The sequence below is a fragment of the Xanthomonas sp. SI genome (assembly GCF_014236855.1).
Lineage (GTDB): Bacteria > Pseudomonadota > Gammaproteobacteria > Xanthomonadales > Xanthomonadaceae > Xanthomonas_A.
In genome coordinates this window covers 4,038,238-4,055,487 of record NZ_CP051261.1, presented here as the reverse complement: position 1 = coordinate 4,055,487, position 17,250 = coordinate 4,038,238, and the positions used below count along the sequence as shown (strand labels likewise).

The 17,250-nt window shown below is 70.0% G+C and carries 18 protein-coding genes; 4 read left to right on the top strand and 14 right to left on the bottom strand.

What is annotated here, in order from left to right; genetic code table 11:
* Positions 1-7: 7 nt before the first annotated feature.
* The 8 genes from apaG to HEP75_RS17145 form a co-directional block, all read right to left on the bottom strand.
* Positions 8-391 (bottom strand): Co2+/Mg2+ efflux protein ApaG, encoded by a 384-nt coding sequence (gene apaG / locus HEP75_RS17180; RefSeq protein ID WP_145705570.1) that lies wholly within the window; start codon positions 389-391, stop codon positions 8-10.
* 215 nt (positions 392-606) lie between these two features.
* The gene (rsmA, locus tag HEP75_RS17175) at positions 607-1,401 is read right to left on the bottom strand and encodes a 16S rRNA (adenine(1518)-N(6)/adenine(1519)-N(6))-dimethyltransferase RsmA (RefSeq protein ID WP_185824311.1); all 795 of its coding nucleotides are present in this window, start codon (positions 1,399-1,401) and stop codon (positions 607-609) included.
* A gap of 99 nt (positions 1,402-1,500) precedes the next feature.
* On the bottom strand, positions 1,501-2,478 hold the full coding sequence (gene pdxA / locus HEP75_RS17170) for a 4-hydroxythreonine-4-phosphate dehydrogenase PdxA (RefSeq protein ID WP_185824310.1): 978 nt from the start codon (positions 2,476-2,478) through the stop codon (positions 1,501-1,503).
* A gap of 2 nt (positions 2,479-2,480) precedes the next feature.
* Positions 2,481-3,860 (bottom strand): peptidylprolyl isomerase, encoded by a 1,380-nt coding sequence (locus tag HEP75_RS17165; RefSeq protein WP_185824309.1) that lies wholly within the window; start codon positions 3,858-3,860, stop codon positions 2,481-2,483.
* Positions 3,857-6,250 (bottom strand): LPS-assembly protein LptD, encoded by a 2,394-nt coding sequence (gene lptD, locus HEP75_RS17160; protein ID WP_185824308.1) that lies wholly within the window; start codon positions 6,248-6,250, stop codon positions 3,857-3,859. Before lptD ends, HEP75_RS17165 begins: the two co-directional genes overlap by 4 nt.
* Positions 6,251-6,311: 61 nt before the next feature.
* Complete coding sequence (locus tag HEP75_RS17155; protein WP_185824307.1) at positions 6,312-7,217, bottom strand: histone deacetylase family protein; 906 nt, start codon at positions 7,215-7,217, stop codon at positions 6,312-6,314.
* A 34-nt stretch (positions 7,218-7,251) separates the two neighbouring features.
* Positions 7,252-7,806, bottom strand: a complete 555-nt coding sequence (locus tag HEP75_RS17150; RefSeq protein ID WP_179568257.1) for a cob(I)yrinic acid a,c-diamide adenosyltransferase — start codon at positions 7,804-7,806, stop codon at positions 7,252-7,254.
* Between the two features lie 20 nt (positions 7,807-7,826).
* The gene (locus HEP75_RS17145) at positions 7,827-8,411 is read right to left on the bottom strand and encodes a hypothetical protein (protein ID WP_185820920.1); all 585 of its coding nucleotides are present in this window, start codon (positions 8,409-8,411) and stop codon (positions 7,827-7,829) included.
* A 185-nt stretch (positions 8,412-8,596) separates the two neighbouring features.
* Between HEP75_RS17145 and ubiH the strand changes: the two genes are divergently transcribed.
* The 3 genes from ubiH to comJ all read left to right on the top strand — a co-directional run bounded on the left by ubiH (position 8,597) and on the right by comJ (position 11,544).
* A complete protein-coding gene (gene ubiH / locus HEP75_RS17140) occupies positions 8,597-9,811 on the top strand; it encodes a 2-octaprenyl-6-methoxyphenyl hydroxylase (RefSeq protein WP_185824306.1) in 1,215 nt (404 codons plus the stop codon).
* The gene (locus HEP75_RS17135; RefSeq protein ID WP_185824305.1) at positions 9,808-10,986 is read left to right on the top strand and encodes a UbiH/UbiF family hydroxylase; all 1,179 of its coding nucleotides are present in this window, start codon (positions 9,808-9,810) and stop codon (positions 10,984-10,986) included. The genes ubiH and HEP75_RS17135 overlap by 4 nt, the downstream gene beginning before the upstream one ends.
* A 78-nt stretch (positions 10,987-11,064) precedes the next feature.
* Positions 11,065-11,544 (top strand): competence protein ComJ, encoded by a 480-nt coding sequence (gene comJ / locus HEP75_RS17130; RefSeq protein WP_185824304.1) that lies wholly within the window; start codon positions 11,065-11,067, stop codon positions 11,542-11,544.
* A gap of 57 nt (positions 11,545-11,601) precedes the next feature.
* Here the strand turns inward: comJ and HEP75_RS17125 are convergent, their stop codons facing one another.
* From HEP75_RS17125 to HEP75_RS17115, 3 genes are all read right to left on the bottom strand, one after another.
* Complete coding sequence (locus HEP75_RS17125) at positions 11,602-12,003, bottom strand: EF-hand domain-containing protein (RefSeq protein WP_185824303.1); 402 nt, start codon at positions 12,001-12,003, stop codon at positions 11,602-11,604.
* A gap of 48 nt (positions 12,004-12,051) precedes the next feature.
* Positions 12,052-12,774, bottom strand: coding sequence for a hypothetical protein (locus HEP75_RS17120; protein WP_185824302.1), 723 nt, complete (start codon positions 12,772-12,774; stop codon positions 12,052-12,054).
* Between the two features lie 96 nt (positions 12,775-12,870).
* The gene (locus tag HEP75_RS17115) at positions 12,871-13,785 is read right to left on the bottom strand and encodes an SMP-30/gluconolactonase/LRE family protein (RefSeq protein ID WP_185824301.1); all 915 of its coding nucleotides are present in this window, start codon (positions 13,783-13,785) and stop codon (positions 12,871-12,873) included.
* A gap of 133 nt (positions 13,786-13,918) precedes the next feature.
* On the opposite strand from HEP75_RS17115, the gene HEP75_RS17110 reads away from it, so the two are divergent.
* Positions 13,919-15,034, top strand: a complete 1,116-nt coding sequence (locus HEP75_RS17110; RefSeq protein WP_185824300.1) for a Gfo/Idh/MocA family oxidoreductase — start codon at positions 13,919-13,921, stop codon at positions 15,032-15,034.
* A gap of 179 nt (positions 15,035-15,213) precedes the next feature.
* On the opposite strand, the gene rlmM is transcribed toward HEP75_RS17110, so the two are convergent.
* Genes rlmM through HEP75_RS17095 form a run of 3 tightly spaced genes read right to left on the bottom strand, consistent with a single transcriptional unit; the run spans position 15,214 to position 17,229 of the window.
* Positions 15,214-16,254 carry a 23S rRNA (cytidine(2498)-2'-O)-methyltransferase RlmM gene (gene rlmM / locus HEP75_RS17105; RefSeq protein WP_179569387.1) on the bottom strand — a complete coding sequence of 347 codons (1,041 nt, stop codon included), beginning with the start codon at positions 16,252-16,254 and terminating at the stop codon, positions 15,214-15,216.
* Between the two features lie 34 nt (positions 16,255-16,288).
* Positions 16,289-16,849: a nucleoside deaminase gene (locus HEP75_RS17100; RefSeq protein WP_179568229.1), complete on the bottom strand. Its 561-nt coding sequence runs from the start codon at positions 16,847-16,849 to the stop codon at positions 16,289-16,291.
* Positions 16,849-17,229 (bottom strand): hypothetical protein, encoded by a 381-nt coding sequence (locus HEP75_RS17095; protein ID WP_179568227.1) that lies wholly within the window; start codon positions 17,227-17,229, stop codon positions 16,849-16,851. Before HEP75_RS17095 ends, HEP75_RS17100 begins: the two co-directional genes overlap by 1 nt.
* Between the last annotated feature and the right edge of the window lie 21 nt (positions 17,230-17,250).

Here is a 17,250-nt window from a genome sequence, read left to right as displayed (position 1 = left end):
GGCGCCATCAGTGCAGCGTCCGCGGCACGGTCAGCACGAATGGCGCGACCGGCGCGACGAAGTGGGTGCCGTCGTCGGCTTCCATGTCGTAGTGGCCGCGCATCGTGCCGTGCTCGGTTTCCAGCATCAGCCCGGAGGTGTAGCGGAAGTCCTCGCCGGGACGCAGCCGCGGCTGTTCGCCGACCACGCCGTCGCCGTCCACGCGCTCCACGCGGCCGTTGCCGTCGGTGATTTCCCAGTGCCGGGCGATCAGCCGCGCGGCGACGCGGCCGCGGTTGTGGATGCGGATGGTGTAGGCGAACGCGTAGCGTCCGTCCTCCGGCGCCGATTGGTCGTCGAGGAACCGGGGCGACACTTCGACCTCGATCCGATAGGGGGCGTCATCGTTCATGCCTCACAGTGTAAGCAAAGCCGGCGCAGGAATGGACTGCGAGTCGTCTATGAGCGCGCTGCAAGCAGCGCGTGCTGCGGCCGCTGCGCGCCGTGCCGCGTGTCGTGGGCCGGCCGCGCAGTGCGATCCGCGCTGCTGCGGCCTTCGTGTGGGTGCGTTGGCGTGCGCGTGGAGCGGAGAGATGCGGATCGCGCTGCGACGCGCGGCCCCGTGGCTCAGGCCTGCGCCACGTTGGCCAGGCGCACGAAGTCGGCGACCTCCAACTGCTCGGCGCGGGCATCCGGGCGCACCCCGGCGGCCTCGAACTGGGCCGCATCGCAGACTCCGCCCAGCGCATTGCGCAAGGTCTTGCGGCGCTGCCCGAACGCCGCGCGCACCACGTCGGCGAAGCGCCGTCGGTCGGCGATGCCGATGTCCTGCGGCGCATGCGGCACCAGCCGCACTACCGCCGAATCCACTTTCGGCGGTGGCCGGAACGCGCCCGGCGGCACCACGAACAACGAGGTCACCTCGCAGTACGCCTGCAGCATCACGCTGAGCCGGCCGTAGACCTTGCTGCCCGGCCCTGCGGCCATGCGGTCGACCACTTCCTTCTGCAGCATGAAGTGCATGTCGGCGATCGCCGCAGCATGGTCCAGCGCATGGAACAGGATCGGCGAGGAGATGTTGTAAGGCAGGTTGCCGACCAGGCGGATGCGGCCGCCGCCGGCCAGTTCGGCGAAATCCACCGACAGCACGTCGCGGTTGAGGATGGTCAATTCGCCGACCCCTTCCGCCGCGGCGGTCAGCGGCGCGATCAGGTCGCGGTCGAATTCGATCACGGTCAGGCGGCCGTGGCGGCGCAGCAGCGGGAAGGTGATCGCGCCCTGGCCGGGGCCGATCTCGACCAGCAGCTCGTCGGGCTTGGGATTGACCGCGCGCACGATGCTGTCGATGTAGTCGCGGTCGCTGAGGAAGTGCTGGCCAAGCGATTTCTTGGCCGGGGCGCTGAAGCCGGAATAGGAAGTCATGCGGGCATCTTATCGGGATGGCGCGCGCGGCGCCCTGTAGGAGCGGCTTCAGCCGCGACCGGGTGTTGCCGGTAAGTCATGTCGCGGCTGAAGCCGCTCCTACACAAGCGCGCGGCGTGCGGCCAGTTGCGCGCATTGCGCGACCGCGGCGAACAGGCTGGACGGGTCGGCGATGCCGCGGCCGGCCAGCTCCAGCGCGGTGCCGTGATCGACCGCCACGCGCGGGTAGGGCAGGCCCAGGGTCAGGTTCACCGCCTGCTCGAAGCCGCTGTACTTGAGTACCGGCAGGCCCTGGTCGTGGTACATCGCCAGTACCGTGTCGAAGCCGGCCAGTTTCTGCGGCAGGAACGCGGTGTCGGCCGGCAGCGGGCCGACCAGATGCATGCCCTCGGCGCGCAAGGCGGCGAGGACCGGCGCCATCACCTCGATTTCCTCACGGCCCAGATGTCCGTCCTCGCCGGCATGAGGGTTCAGCCCGAGCACCGCGATGACCGGCGCGGCGATGCCGAAGTCGCTGCGCAGCGCGGCGTGGACGATGCGCAGGCAGCGCTCCAGCAACGCGGGCGTCAGCGCGTCGGCGACCGCGCGCAGCGGCAGGTGGGTGGTGGCCAGGGCCACGCGCACGATGTCGTTGGCCAGCATCATCACCACCTCGCGCCCGGCGTGGCGGGCGAGCAGTTCGGTGGTGCCGGTGTAGGCGATGCCGCCGTCGTTGATCGCCGCCTTGTGCACCGGGCCGGTGACCAGGCCGGCCAGTTCGCCGCGCAGGCAGGCGTCGGCGGCCTGGGTCAGCGCGCCGATCACCGCGGCGGCATTGGCCGGGTCGGTATGGCCGAAACGGCTGGGCACGGCATTGCCCACCGCGCGCAGGCGCAGATCGCCAGGTACCAGCGCGGGGGCGGATTCGGGAAGCAGCTGCAGCGGCAGCGACAGCGCCGCTGCGGCGGCGCGCAAGGTGTCGGGGTCGGCGAAGGCCAGCAGTTGGCAGTCGCGTCGCGGCTGTTGGGCCAGCCGCACGCACAGTTCCGGGCCGATCCCGGCCGGCTCGCCCGGCACCAGCGCGAGCGAGGGCAGCACGGTTACGGCTTGGTGGCGGCCGGTGCCGGGGTCGCCGCCGGCGCGGTGGCGTCGGCAGCGGGCGCGGCGGAGCTCTCGGCACCGCCGACGCGCAGGTTCACATAGGCTTCGCCGCGCATTTCCTGCAGGAAGCGGTTGTACTCTTCCTCCAGCTTGCGGCGGCCGATGGTCTCGCGGACCTGGGCGCGCTGGGTGTCGCTGGTCACGTCGGTCTGGCGCGTGGCGACGCGCTGCACGATGTGCCAGCCGGCCTCGGTGCGGAACGGCTGCGAGATCTGGTTGTCGGTGAGGCCTTCGATCTGGTGGCCGAAGTCCGGGCCGAACGCGTCGGCCGGGAACCAGCCCAGGTCGCCGCCCTGACCGCGGCTGTTGGCGTCGTCGGAAGACTCCTTGGCCACGGCCTGGAAGTCGGCGCCGCCGGCGATGCGCGCACGCAGGGTCTCGATCTTGGCCTTGGCGGCCGCATCCGGCTGCGCCTCGTTGACGCGGATCAGGATGTGGCGGGCGTGGTACTCGGTGACCGTCTTCTTTTCCGGGTTGGCCGAGGCATCGCGGATCTCGACCAGCTTCAGCAGCTGGAAGCCGCTGGGGCCGCGCAGCGGGCCGGCGACCTGGCCCGGCTTCATGTCGCGGATCAGCTGCGCGAAGGCGTTCGGGATTTCGTCCAGGCTGCGCCAGCCTAGGTCGCCGCCTTCCAGCGCGTTGGGGCTGTCGGAATAGCGCACCGCGGCCGCGCTGAAATCGATCTCGCCCTTGTCGATCAGGGTCTTGACCCCGTCGATCTTGCCCTGCCCGGTCTTGATCTGGTCGGCGGTGGCGCCTTCCGGCAGGCCGACCAGGATGTGCGCCAGATGGTACTGGGCGCCGGTGGTGGCCTGCTGCGCCAGCGCCGCATCCACTTCGCTCTCGCTGACGTTGATGCGGCTCTGCGCGAAGCTCTGGCGCAGGCGCTGCACGGTGATCTCGTCGCGCACCGAGTTGCGGAAGTCGTCGAACGCCATGCCGTCGGCGGCGAGTTTCTTGCGCAGGCCGTCGACGTCGGTGCCGTTCTGCTGAGCGATGCTGCCGATGGCACGGTTCAGTTCGTCGTCGCCGACGCGGATCCCGGTGCTGTTGGCGCGCGCGACCTGCAGCTTGACCAGCACCAGGCGCTCGAGCACCTGGCGTTGCAGCACGTTGTCCGGCGGCAGCTGCGCCTCGCGGCCGGAATACTGCGCCTTCACGTTGCGAACGGCACGATCCAGTTCGCTCTGCAGTACGACATCCTCGTCGACGACCGCAGCGATGCGGTCCAGTGGTTGGGTTTGTTGCGCGGCAGCCGGAGCGGACACGCCGGCGATCGCCAGCAAGGTGACGAGGAAAGCAGAGAGGGTATTGGTCATGGAATCAGGTTCGGATCGTAAGCGTCCGGATCGGTCGTGGTGTTGCTGGGCGGGACCAAGTACAGGTCGTCGCGGTTGTAGCCGAGAATAGCACGGCGCAGAACGCGGTCCGTGTCCTGGCCAAGCGAGGAGAGTCCCTTCAGCACGAACTCGACCTGGAACGCGGTGTCCAGATCGCCTTCGCGGTTGCGCACGTAGCGCCGTGCCAATGCGCGCACGGCCAGGCAGCAGCTGTCCCACTGCACGCCGGCGATGATTTCCAGCGGCTTGCTGTCTTCCAGCGAATAGTAGTGGCGCCCGACCAGGCTCCAGGTCGGGTTGATCGGGTACAGCACCGACACGTCGGTCTGCTCCAGCAGGTCGCGGCGGAAGCGGTAGCTGACGTTGATGATGCCGTCGCCCGGCAGCAGATAGCGGGTGCGGAAGCTGGCCAGGTCCTTGCGCCGGTACTTGGGATCCCACTGGTAGGTGGCGCCCATTGTCCAGCGGTCGTTGATCATGTAATTGGCGTCGGCGATCCATGCCGACTTGCCCTGCTCGATGGTGGTGTTGCTGCCGGGCAGGCTGACCCTGGAGTCGTTGAAGTACAGGATCTGGCCGAGGCTGACCGACAGCTTTTCCTTGCCGTCGTCCTGGCGCAGCAGGCGCGAGCTCAGCGCCAGGGTCATCTGGTTGGCGTCGTTCTGGCGATCGGCACCGGTGTAGCGCGAATCGCGGAACAACTGGCCCCAGCTGAAGGTGAATTCGCGCGTGTCGAAGATCGGCAGGTCGTCCTGGTTGCGGTATGGCGTGTACAGATAGAACAGCCGCGGTTCCAGGGTCTGCAGGTAGCTGGTGTCGCCGAACTTGGCGTCGCGGTCGAAATACAGACCGGCATCGACGGTGGTGATCGGCAGGCTGCGCGTGGGCGAGGTGTCGCCGCCCAGCGTGGCGGCCAGATCCTTGTCCAACTGATAGGCGGTGTAACGCCAGGCCACGGTCGGCTTCAGGAACCACGCCGCGCCGGCCAGCGGCATCGAGATGTAGGGCTTGAGGTCCAGGCGGGTGCCGCCGGGCATTTCGGTGGTCACGCCGGTCCGTTCGTACTCCGCGTCCTTGGCATGCACGTCGTCGTGTACGAAGCGCACCGCTTCGCTATAGATGCCGGCTTCGAACCACTTGCCGAACGCCTGGTCCCAGTTGAAGAAGGCGCGCGGCTGGCGGTTGTAAGGCAGCGCGCCCTCGGTCAGGGTGTAGTCGGTCAGCTGCCAGCGATCGGCCATCAGTCCGGCGGTCCAGGTCTCGCCGGTGCCGTAGATGCCGACCGTACTCTGAATATTGGACACCGAGTTGCCGAGCAGGCGGTTGGAGAAGTCTTCCGTGTAGCGCTCGTCGCTGACCCAGGCGATGGAGGCACGCGCCTGCCAAGTGCTATCGAGATTGTGATAGCCCTGGTATTCGAACTTGCCGCGGTCCTTGTCGCGCAACTGGTCGTCGGGCATGTAGGTTGCCTCGATCTCGCCCTTGCCGCCTTCATACAGGTAGCGGAACTCGCTGCCGAGCATGAAGCCGCGCGAACTCATGTAGCGCGGATACAGCGTGGCATCGTAGTTCGGCGCCAGATTGAGGTAATACGGCTGCATGTAATCGAAGCCGTTGCGCCCGGACATGCCGATCGCCGGGAACAGAAAGCCGCTGGTGCGACGGTCGTCGATCGGGAACTTGAACCACGGCGCGTACAGGATCGGCACGTTGTAGATCTTCAGGATCGCGTTGCGCGCGGTGCCGAAGCCCTCGTCGTTGTCGACGTCGATCTCCGGCGCGTGCAGCTCCCACACCTGCTGCGAGGGATCGCAGGTGGTGTAGGTGGAGCGGTGCATCTGTCCCAGCGCGCCCTGCAGGTCGACCGAGTCGGCCTTGCCGTTGCCGCGGCGCTCGATCAGCTGGTAGCGGATGTTGCTGATCTTGTGGGTGTCGGTGTCCTGGTTGCCTTCGGCGCGGTCGGCGATCATGCGAATCGACGAATCCTGGTAGCGCACGTGGCCCTCGGCAATGTAATTGCCGGTCTCGGTATCCACACGCAGGCTGTCGGTGCCCATGAACTGGTCGCCGCGCTTGAGCGCGACGTTGCCGGTGTAGTTGGGAATGGTGGTGGTGCCGGACAGCTTGTCGCCGACGATGTCGGTCGGCTGCTGATCGCGGATCGCGGCCATCTTCGGGTCGACCTTGGGCGCGTCGTCGAACTTGGGCAGCACGTCCGGGGTCGGGCACAGGCCCCAATTGGGCGGCTTCTCGGCCGCCATCGCCGGCAGGCAGAGAGCGATACTGAACGGAAGGGGTAGCAGGCGGAGGGCTCGGCGCACGCGCGTCAGGTATCGGGCTAAAACGACCGCTAGCTTGCCCCATCCCATGCATGGGGGCAATGAAGACGTCCCCCGCTCGGGGGACGGGGTTCATCCGCCCGCGCCGGCCTCAGCGCAGTGCGTCGACGTGGGCGACGCTGCATTCGCGCAGCGCCTGCAGGTCGTAACCGCCTTCCAGCAGCGACACCACGCGGCCGCGCGCATGCCGTTCGGCCAGCGCGCGCAGCTCCGCGGTGAGCCAGCCGAAGTCCTCGGTTTCCAGCATCAGGTCGGCCAGCGGGTCGCGCATGTGCGCATCGAAACCGGCCGAGATCAGCAGCAGCTGCGGCTTGAACGCGTCCAGCAGCGGCAGCATCTGGTCGGCCCAGGTGTTGCGGAAGCGGAAGCCACCGCTGCCCGGCGGCAGCAGCGCGTTGTGCAGGTTGCCGACGCCGCGGTCGTGGACCCCGCCCGAGTTGGGGAACAGCCCGGACTGGTGGGTGCTCAGGTACTGCACGCGTGGGTCGCGCTCGAAGATCGCCTGGGTGCCGTTGCCGTGATGCACATCGAAGTCGACGATGGCGATCCGTTCCAGGCCGTGCGTGTCGCGCGCGTGGGCGGCGGCCACGGCGACGTTGTTGAACAGGCAGAAGCCCATCGCGGTGGCGGCGGTGGCGTGATGGCCGGGCGGGCGCACCGCGCAGAAGGCGGTGTCGGTCTCGCCGCGCATCACCGCGTCCACTGCGGCCAGGCCGGCGCCGGCGGCGCGCAGCGCGGCGGCGCGCGAGCCGGGCGAGATCACCGTGTCCATGTCGAGCATGCGCTTGCCGTCGATGTCGGCCAGGACGCTGTCGATCAGCTCGCGCTCGTGGACCCGGGCCAGGTCGCCGAGCTTGGCCAGCGGCGCCTCGCGCCATGCCAGGTCGGGAAAGGCCTCGCGCAGCGCCATGGTGACGGCCAGCAAGCGTTCCGGCCGCTCCGGGTGCTCCGGGCCGGGTTCATGGCCCAGGCAAGCGGGATGGGTATAGATCAGCATGCCTGCCGCCCGGTCCGCGCGTCGCCGCTGCCGCTCAGGCCTGGCGGCGGTCGTGGCGCCACAGCACTTCGCCCTGGCCATCGGCCCGGGCCAGCACCCGCGCCAGCACGAACAGCAGGTCGGACAGGCGGTTGAGGTAGCGCACCGCCTCCGGCCGCACCGCGTCCTGGCGCGACAGCGCCACCGTCTCGCGTTCGGCGCGGCGCACGATGGTGCGCGCCAGGTGGCAGCGCGCCGCAGCCTCGCCGCCGGCCGGCAGGATGAAATCCTTCAGCGCCGGGAGGGTGTCGTTGTAGCGGTCCAGGTGCTGCTCGAGCGCGTCGATGTCGGCGTCGTGGATCGCCGCATGGCCGGGGATGCACAGCTCGCCGCCCAGGTCGAACAACTGGTGCTGGATCGCGGTCAGCAGGGTGCGCACGTCGTCGGCCAGCGCACAGGCCAGGACCACGCCGATCGCCGAATTGGCCTCGTCGACGGTGCCATAGGCGGCTACCCGCGCCGAATCCTTGCCGACCCGGTTGCCGTCGCCCAGGCCGGTGCTGCCGTCGTCGCCGGTGCGGGTGTAGATCTTGGAGAGACGATTGCCCATCGTCGGAACCGGGCCCCGGCTCAGTGGCCGGCGGGCTGGCCGCGCTGGCCCAGCCGCGCCAGCTGCTCGACCCCGACCTGGACCGCCGCGGCCAGCGCTGTGTACAGCGCCGCGCTGCCCAGGTACGGCAGCAGCCAGTCGCTGTAGTTCTGCCACCAGCCGGCGATGGTCGGGTTGGGCACGCTGCGGCTGACCCAATAGAAGCTGCCCTGCGCGATCAGGTGGCACACCGCCACCGCCACCACCAGGCTGGCTGCGGTCAGGCCCAGCGCACGCCAGTCGGCGCCGCGGTAGCGCCCTGCCAGCCAGCTGCCGCCGGCCCACAGCGCGAAGTAGGCCGGGATCAGGCACCAGTACGCCGGCGACACGCAGTAGTGCTGCCAAAAATTCAGGCCCTGACCACGGATCACCAGGTAGTCGACCAGCACCGCCAGCGCCATCAGTCCCGGGAACGCCCAGCGGGTCCAGCCGCGCAGATAGAAGCCGCCGACGAAGAACACCGCCCAGGAGGCGTCCGGAATCGCGCCGAAATGGTTGATGCGGGTCGCGGCCAGCAGCGCGGCCAGCAGGAGCAGGGCGGGAAGGCGGTGGCTGGAAGGAGTCATGGCAGGCGGGCACCGGTACGGAGATCGCCGATTCTACTGGAAGCGGCGAGCCTGGGGCGCGGGCCGGCGGCGGGCAGCGCCAGGGCGGCGGCGACCTGGCCGCGGCGGCGCGCGGGACAAAGCGGGCGCAGCTGGCATGTCGTTGCGATCACCGACGATTCGGGCGCCGGTCGTATCATGGCCGGATGAGCAAACGACATGACGTAGTGATCGTCGGCGGCGGCCTGGTCGGCGCCAGCCTGGCCATCGCGCTGGACCGCCTGGGCGTGGACGTGGGCCTGGTCGAGGCCGCGCCGCCGGGCGCGCTGCCGCCGGTGTTCGACCAGCGCAATCTCAGCTTCGCCGCGGCCACGGTCAACGCGCTGGGCGCGCTCGGGGTGATGCAGCGGCTGCGCACGCCGACCGGCCCGATCCGGCGCATCCACGTCAGCCGCGAAGGTGATTTCGGCCGGGTGCGGCTGGAGGCGGCCGACTATGGGCGCGAGGCGTTCGGTCAGGTGGTGGTGGCGCGCGATTTCGGCGAGGCGCTGGAAGCTCGATTGGCCGAAGCGTCCCACGTCAGCCGCTACCGGCCGGCGCAGTTCCTGGCGCTGGAAGCCGGCGAGGACGCGTCGTGGCGCGGCGTGCGCATCGCCCAGGACGGCGCCGAACAGGTGCTGCAGGCGCGGCTGCTGGTCGGTGCCGACGGCAGCGCCAGCGCGGTGCGCGGCGCGCTGGGCATCGATGCCGCTCGCCACGATTTCCACCAGACCCTGTTCGTGGCGCGGGTGCGCGGCAGCCGCCAGCCCGACGGCACCGCCTACGAGCGGTTCCGCGACGACGGCCCGAGCGCGCTGCTGCCGCGCGGCGACCGCCATTACGGCGCGATCCACGCGGTCGCTGCCGAGCAGGCCGACGCGGTGGCCGCGCTCGACGAGGTCGCCTGGCTGCAGCGCCTGCAGGAGGCGCTGGGCTGGCGCGTCGGCCGCCTGCTGGGCAGTGGCGAACGCAGCGCCTATCCGATCGTGCAGGTGCTGGCCGAGCGCCTGACCGATGCGCGCGCGGTGCTGCTCGGCAACGCTGCGCAGACCCTGCACCCGCTGGGTGCGCAGGGCTTCAACCTGGGCCTGCGCGACGCGCTGACCCTGGCCGAGCTGATCGAGCGCGACCGCGCCGATCCGGGCGCGCCGGCGCTGCTGCAGCAGTACGCGCAGCGCCGCGAGCAGGACCGGCAGCGCACTGTCACCTTCTCCGGCGGCTTGGCGCGGTTGACCGCCAACCCGGCGCCGCTGTTACGCCCGCTGCGCAGCCTGGGCCTGCTGGCGGCGGCGCAGGCCGCGCCGCTGCAGTCGTTCCTGGTCGGCGGCGCGATGGGATTTCGCGGCGAAGTGCCGCAGCTGTGCCGGGAGATGACGCCATGAGTCGGCGCGGCGTGCTGGACGTGGTGGTGGTCGGCGGCGGCGTGGTCGGCGCCGCCTGCGCGTTGGCGCTGGCCGCCGAAGGCCTGGCGGTGGCGCTGGTCGAGGGTCGCGAGCCGCCGCGCTGGTCGCCGGCCGAGCCGGACCTGCGCGTGTACGCGTTCGCCCCGGACAACGCCGCGCTGCTGCAGGCGCTGGGCGTGTGGCCGCAGGTGCTGGCGCGGCGCGCACAGGCCTACCGGCGCATGCGCGTGTGGGATGCCGGTGGCGGCGGCGAGTTGGACTTCGATGCCGATGCGCTGGGCCGCGATCAGTTGGGCTGGATCGTCGAGCATGCGTTGCTGGTCGAACAATTATGGGCGGCGCTGCCGGCGGCCGGGGTGCAACTGCACTGCCCGGCGCGGGTCGAGGCGGTGGAAATGGCGGAGGAGCGCGTGCGCCTGCGCCTGGACGACGGCAGCCGGCTCGACGCGCGCCTGGCCATCGCCGCCGACGGCGCCGATTCCACGCTGCGCGGCCTGGCTGGGCTGGACGCCCCGGCGCACGACTACGGCCAGCGCGGCGTGGTCGCCTTCGTGCAGACCGACGTGCCGCACCAGGACACCGCTTGGCAGCGCTTCCTGCCCGGCGGCCCGCTGGCGTTCCTGCCGTTCGCCGACGGCCGCAGTTCGATCGTGTGGACGCTGCCCGAGGCCGAGGCGACGCGGGTGCTGGCGCTGGACGACGCCGCATTCGGCGCCGAGCTGACCCAGGCCTTCGGCGCGCGGTTGGGCGCAGTGCGCGCGCTGTCGCCGCGGGTCGGTTTCCCGCTGCGCCGGCAACTGGTGGAGGACTACCACCGCGGCCGCCTGCTGGTGCTGGGCGATGCCGCGCACGTGGTGCATCCGCTGGCCGGGCAGGGCGTCAACCTCGGCCTGCGCGACGTCGCCGCGCTGGCCGCGCAGGTGCGCCAGGCGCAGGCACGGCGGGTCGACTGGTCGGCGCCGCACCGGCTGGCGCGCTGGGCGCGCGGCCGCCGCAGCGACAACACCGTGGCCGCCTACGGCTTCGATGCGATCAACCGGGTGTTCTCCAACGACGAGATGCACCTGACCCTGCTGCGCGGCCCGCTGCTGGGCCTGGCCGGCAAGCTGCCGCTGCTGATGCATGGATTCTGGAAGCGCGCTTCGGGGGTGTAGCGCGGTACGCCCGCCGTGCGCCGGTGGAGCCTGGCAGAGCGAAGGACGCGGAGGCCGAATTTGAAACGAGGTTCATTGGTGAAAAGCAATGCGCAAACCGTCGATCTATTGATCTCCCACAGCCAGATCCAGTTCCGCGCACGGGCTTTCGACGAGGCGGCGTGCCGGTGGGGCAAGCTCAATCTGGAGCAGGGGGCGATTCTGCATCGCGACTATGTGGTGTTCGACCCGTTGCCCGAGGACGCGTTCGGCGCGAACGTGCACCTGAAACTGGAGGCCGCCTTCAGTCCCGATCCCGGCGCCCAGCGCTGCATCGTGGCGCCGTTCCATGTCGCCGATGCCGAGCACGTGGAAGTCGCATCCGCGGCCGAGCGGTTCAAGCTCGATCTCGCGCTGGAGGCGCGCGACTATGCGCTGTACTTCGAGGTCTGCGAGGGCGAAGAGATCTTCTACAGGATCACCCTGGTCCCAGCCGACGGCCACGTCGCCGCCCGATACCTGCTGGACGACCCGTGGGGCGGCGAGAAGGACAAGCCACTGCTGGAAGGGCTACGTTAGGCGCGCTGCCCGCAGCCCCGCCGCGACGGTATGGGTTGGCTACAAGTGCCTGCTTGACTACTTGAGCCAGCCGGTCAACTGCTCGCGGCTCAGGCGTCCGCGCCGTTGCGGGTCCATCGAATCGAATTCGTCGGCCAGTGCCGGATTGGCCTGCGCTTCGCTGCGGCTGATGTAGCCGTCGTGGTCGCTGTCCAGCGCGTCGAAGTCGATGCGGTAGTTGCCGGCGACGTTGTCGGGCTGGACCGTGCGCACGGTGACAGGCGCCTGGCCATGCGGGACGTCGAGTCGCACCTGGTGGGTCACCTCGCCGCTGCTCAGCGGCTGCGCCTGCACGATGCTCGCCGGCACGTCGCGCAACGGTTCGGTGACGACGCTCGAGGTGGCGTTGAGGTTCTGCGCGGCGGCCGGGACGATGGCGGCGGCGAGCAGAAAGGCGGCGAGGGACGAACTGTAGTGCATGGACACAACGGACTCCGATGGTGCGAATGATGGGACGGCGCGGCAGGTTCAGCCAGGGATGAACGGGAACGCCAGTTTCAGCAATCCCTTCAGCCCGCCCTCGGCGGTGCTGGCGATGGCCTTGGCACCGAGACTGTTGAGCGCGCGGCGCACATCCTCCCAGCGTAGCTTGCCCACGTCCTTCTTCAACAGGTCCGCCACTTCCTCGGCGGTCGGGGTGAGCTTTTCCAGCTCGCGCGCCACCTTCTCCGGCTCCGGCTGCAGGTAGCCCCAGCGCTCGGCGATCTTCAGCAAGGTGTCGAAGCGCACCGCGACCACGTCGCGGTTGCGCTCGTACACGGGCATCGCGCCCACGTCGACGATGGCCTGCTCGAAGCGCTGCTGGTCGTCCGGATGCTCGATGCGGATCGCCAGGAAGCCTTCCTTCTTGCTGCGCTCACTGACGTGCTTGGCCCCGGCGCGCAGGTTGTCTTCGGTGAGCACCGTCGCCACGATGCGCTCCAGGGCCGCGTCGCCGTCTTCGGGCACCAGCGCGCGCCAGCGCGCATAGCCGTCGCGGCGCAGGCCCTTCACCTTGGCCGGGGTCACCCGCAGGCGCAGCGCCACCGCGTTGTTGGAATCGCTGCGCGAGATCGCGCCGTCGCGTTCCAGCAACACGAAGATCAGCAACTCCAGGTCGCGCTTGGTGAGCGACTGGAATCCTTGCAACAGGGTCAGGCGCAGGAATTCGTCGGCGAAGCCGGCCGGGTCTTTCAGTTCGATCGGCTGCATGTGCGCGGCTCTCCAGTCAGTGCAGGCAGGATGCCCGATCGCGATTGCGCGGACTGAGACGACGATGCGATGCGCATCCCAGCGACATTGTATGGACTAACGCCCGTATTCGCGCCCGGGCCGATCGCTGCGGAAGGTCTCGATCGCGCCGCGATCCTGCAGGGTCACGTACACGTCGCGCCCGTCCTTGCCGCCGAAGGCCACGTTGGTGGGCTTGCCGCCCTTGGTGGCGATCGTGTGCAGGACCTTGCCGGCTGGATCGAGCACCAGCACCTTGCCGGCGTCGTAGCGGGCCAGGTACAGATTGCCGTCGGCGTCGCAGCGCATGCCGTCCAGGCCGAAATCGGGGAACGCCAGCAGCAGGCGTTTGTTGGACAGCGTGCCGTCGCCGGCGCGGTCGTAGACCCAGATCTTGCGCTGCACGCTCTCGTCGACGTACAGGCGCTTGCCGTCGGGGCTGACCTCGATGCCGTTGGTGGTGCCCATGCCGGTCTCGATCAGGTGCGCGCTGCGGTCGCGGTCGATGCGCCACAGCTGGCCACCGTTGCCTTTCCAGTCCGGGTCGCTGGCGTACAGGGTGCCGTCCGCCGCCATCGCGATGTCGTTCGGCTGGAACGCGCCGGGCAGCGTGGCGTAGACCTCGATGCGCTTGCTGTCCAGTGCGATGCGCAGGATGCGGTGCTGGGCGTAGTCGGCCACGTACATGCGCCCGGCACGGTCGAAGCGGATGCCATTGCCGATGCTGCCCGCGGGCAGGTCCACGAACAGCGCCGCCTGTGCACTGCCATCGGTGGCGAAGCTGATCCGGCCGATGCTGCCCTCGTGGCCGAAGTTGACCACGTACAGCGCGCCGTCCGGGCCGCTCGCCGGGCCTTCGATGCCGTGGGTGAACACGCCGTCGCCGATCAGGTCGCGGGCGCGGAACAGGTCGGCATTCGCTGCGGAGGCCGTGGCGCAGGCGAGCAGCAGCGCCGCGCCGGCAGCGGCAAGAAACGGCAGGCGAATGGACATGGAAAGACCCGGAGCGATGCAGGGCCGGGCAGTGTGCCAGACGTGCCGGCGCGGCCGGGATGGCGCTCACAACGGCGGGCGCTGGATGCGTTAAGGTTCGGGCGATCCGTGTCCGGCCTTCAGGGAGATCCGCATGTCGCTGTCCTCGCCGAATCGTCGCCGTGTGCTTGTCGCCGGATTGTCCGCGGCGGGCGCAGGCCTGTTGGGATCGCCGCTGTGGGCGGCGCCACGCGGCAAGCCGAAGAAACCGCTGGGGGTGGCGCTGGTCGGGCTGGGCGACTACGCCAGCAACCGCCTGGCACCGGGCCTGGCGCTGACCAGGCATTGCCGGCTGGCCGGCATCGTCACCGGCTCGCCGCACAAGATTCCGCAGTGGCAGTCGCGCTACCGCATTCCCGATCGCAACGTCTACAGCTACGACGAGCTGGAGCGCATCGCCGACAACCCGGACATCGACGTGGTCTACGTGGTCACGCCGACCTATCTGCATGCGCCGCTGAGCCTGCGTGCGGCCGCCGCCGGCAAGCACGTGTGGTGCGAGAAGCCGATGGCGATGCATGCCGACGAGGCGCAGTCGATGATCGCCGCCTGCGCGCGCAACAAGGTGCGGCTGAGCATCGGCTACCGCATGCAGCACGAGCCGAACACGCGGCGGATCATCGCGCTGGCCGGCGAGCGCCCGTTCGGCGCGCTGCGCACGGTGCGTGCCGAGGCCGGCTACAACGGCTACGGCGACACCGATCCGGCGCAGCGGCCGTGGCGGCTGCGCGCGCAGTTCGGCGGCGGCGCGATGTACGACATGGGCGTGTATTCGCTCAATGCGGCGCGCTACACGGTCGGCGCCGAACCGCTGGCGGTCAGCGCGCACCGTTCCACCGACCGGCCGGCGCTGTTCGACGAGGTCGACGAACACATGCAGTTCAAGCTGGAATTCCCGCACGAAGTGCTCGCCGACTGCGCCACCAGCTTCGGCCGCAGCATGAACCGGCTGCGCGCCGAGTGCGAGCGCGGCTGGTACGAACTGGCGCCGTTCCAGAGCTACGACGGCATCCGCGGCAGCGCCAGCGACGGCCGCGTGTTCGACGCGAAGGTGCGCCACCAGCAGGCGCTGCAGATGGACGAGGACGCGCTGGCGATCCTCGACGGCACGCCGCTGCGCGCGCCGGGCGAGGAAGGCCTGCGCGACATGCGCGTGATCGACGCGATCCAGCGTTCGGCGCGCGAGGGTGGCAAGCGGATCGTGCTGTAGCGGATAAGGTGGTTCTGTGCCCGCGGTCGAGCGATGCCTGGGCGCTTTTCCTCGCGGCTGTTTCGATTCCCTGTAGGAGCGGCTTCAGCCGCGACAGGATCTCGCCGGTAACGCCCGGTCGCGGCTGAAGCCGCTCCTACAGGAGGCGCTGTTGGCGGGCGCAGCGGGCGCCCGCAACGTCAGGCCGGCATCGCCAGCACGGTGATCTCTTCGCGGTCGTGGTAGAGCTGCTTGGCGCGGATCTGCAGCGGGCGCTCGGCGCGTTCGGCGAACAGGTCCAGGCACAGCTGGGTCTCGTCCCAGCGCTTCTTCATCGGCAGCTTGAGGTTGAAGATCGCGTGCCGGCACCAGCCTTCGCGGAACCAGGTGCCCATGCGTTCGGCGACGCGGCGCGGCTGTTCGACCATGTCGCAGACCATCCAGTCCAGCGCCTGCGGCGGCTTCCAGTGGAAACCGTCGGCGCGCAGATGATCGACCAGGCCGCTGTCGAGCACGTGCTGGCGCAGCGGGCCGTTGTCGACGCTGGTCACGTGCAGGTGCTGGCGGGTCAGCACCCAGGTCCAGCCGCCGGGCGCGGCGCCCAGGTCGGCGGCGCGCATGCCGGGCTTGAGCAGCGCCTCGCGCTCTTCCGGCGCCAGCAGCGCCAGCAGCGCTTCTTCCAGTTTCAGCGCCGAGCGCGAGGGCGCCTCCGACAGCAGCTTCAGGCGCGGAATGCCCAGCGGCCACGGCGCGCTGTCGTCGCTGTCGGCGACGGCCAGCAAGGCGTGGGTGCCGGCGAGGAAGCACACGTGTAGGCGCGGCAGCTTCGGCTGCGGCTTGTCGCTGAGCAGGCCGGCCTTGCGCAGCGCCGGACGCAGCGCATTGCCGAAACTGCGCGCCAGCCCGGACAGCTGCTTGCCTTCGTCCGAATCCGGGTGCTCCACCCACAGGTCGCCGAAGCGGCTGTGCCCGGCCAGCGCCTGCAGCATCGGCGCGATCCGGTCGGCTGGGTCCAGTTCGCGCAGTTCGGCCAGCAGGCGCAGTTTCTGCCGCGCGAAGATCAGCCCGCGCCACGGCAGCGCGCGCGGCGGCAAGGCGGTCTCGCAGACCAGCAGCGCGTAGCCGCTGTTGCGTTCGGTGCGCGCGTAGGCCGGCAGGTCGGCGCGCGCGGCGCGATCGTTCAGTTCGGCCGCCAGTTCGGGCTCGAAGCCTTGCCGGCAGTAGCACAGCAGGCCGTTCAGGGAGGACATGGATGAAGCCTTCGCCGGGCGGCGGTCAGTAGCGGGGGCTGTCGAGCTCGCCGTAGCGGCGCAACACCGCGCAGGCGGCGTCGCGATGCAGGCCGCGCACCACCTCGATGCCGCGGCGCTCCAGTTCGCCGATCCAGTCCGCCGGCAGCGGGCCTTCGTCGAACGGGGTCAGCGCCATCACGTCCTCGGCACTGGCGCCGATCAGCAGGCGGTCGATGCCGGCCCAGATGGTGGCGCCGTAGCACTGGCAGCACGGTTGCGCCGAGGTCGCCAGGGTCACCGGCGACAGCGCCGCGTTCAGCCGCGGCGTCTGCAGGCGCTGCTGCGCGAGCATGTAGGCCATGTTCTCGGCGTGCGCCAGCGAGGTGGTCTGCGGCACCACCCGGTTCACCCCGACCGAGATGATGCGGTGGTCCGGGCCGAACACCGCCGCGCCGAACGGACCGCCGCTGCCGGCATCCACGTTCAGCCGCGACAGTTCCACCGCCAGCGCCACCTTGTCGGCATCGCCGGGATAGACCGCCTGCGGATCGACCGCCTCGTGGATCCAGGCGGGCAGGGTGAGGTGGACTTGCGCGTAGAGCATCAGCGGACGGGTTCGGCAGGCTGGGGGTCGCGCAGTGTATCGGCTTGCGCGCCCTTGGCGCTGCATTGCCCGGCCACGCACTGGCAGCCGCTGATTGCGCGCGAGCCGCACACGCTCATGCGGCCGCTGGCCTGGCATTGCGCCATCACGCCCTGCGGATCGGTGGGGCTATCGCGGTTGACGCAGGCCGGCATCGCGCCGCAGCAGTTGCCGACGTCCTTGACCGCGCAGTCGGCGTCGCTGCGGCAACTGGTGTCCACCTTCACCGGCAAACCGGGCGCGGCGGGCTTGGCGCCTTCGCTGCGCGCGCAGCCGCTGAAGACGAGGGTGCCGGCGAACAGGCACAGGCAGCACAGCAACAGCGCGAGACGAGTGGACATGGCGACCTTCCGTGCGAGAGA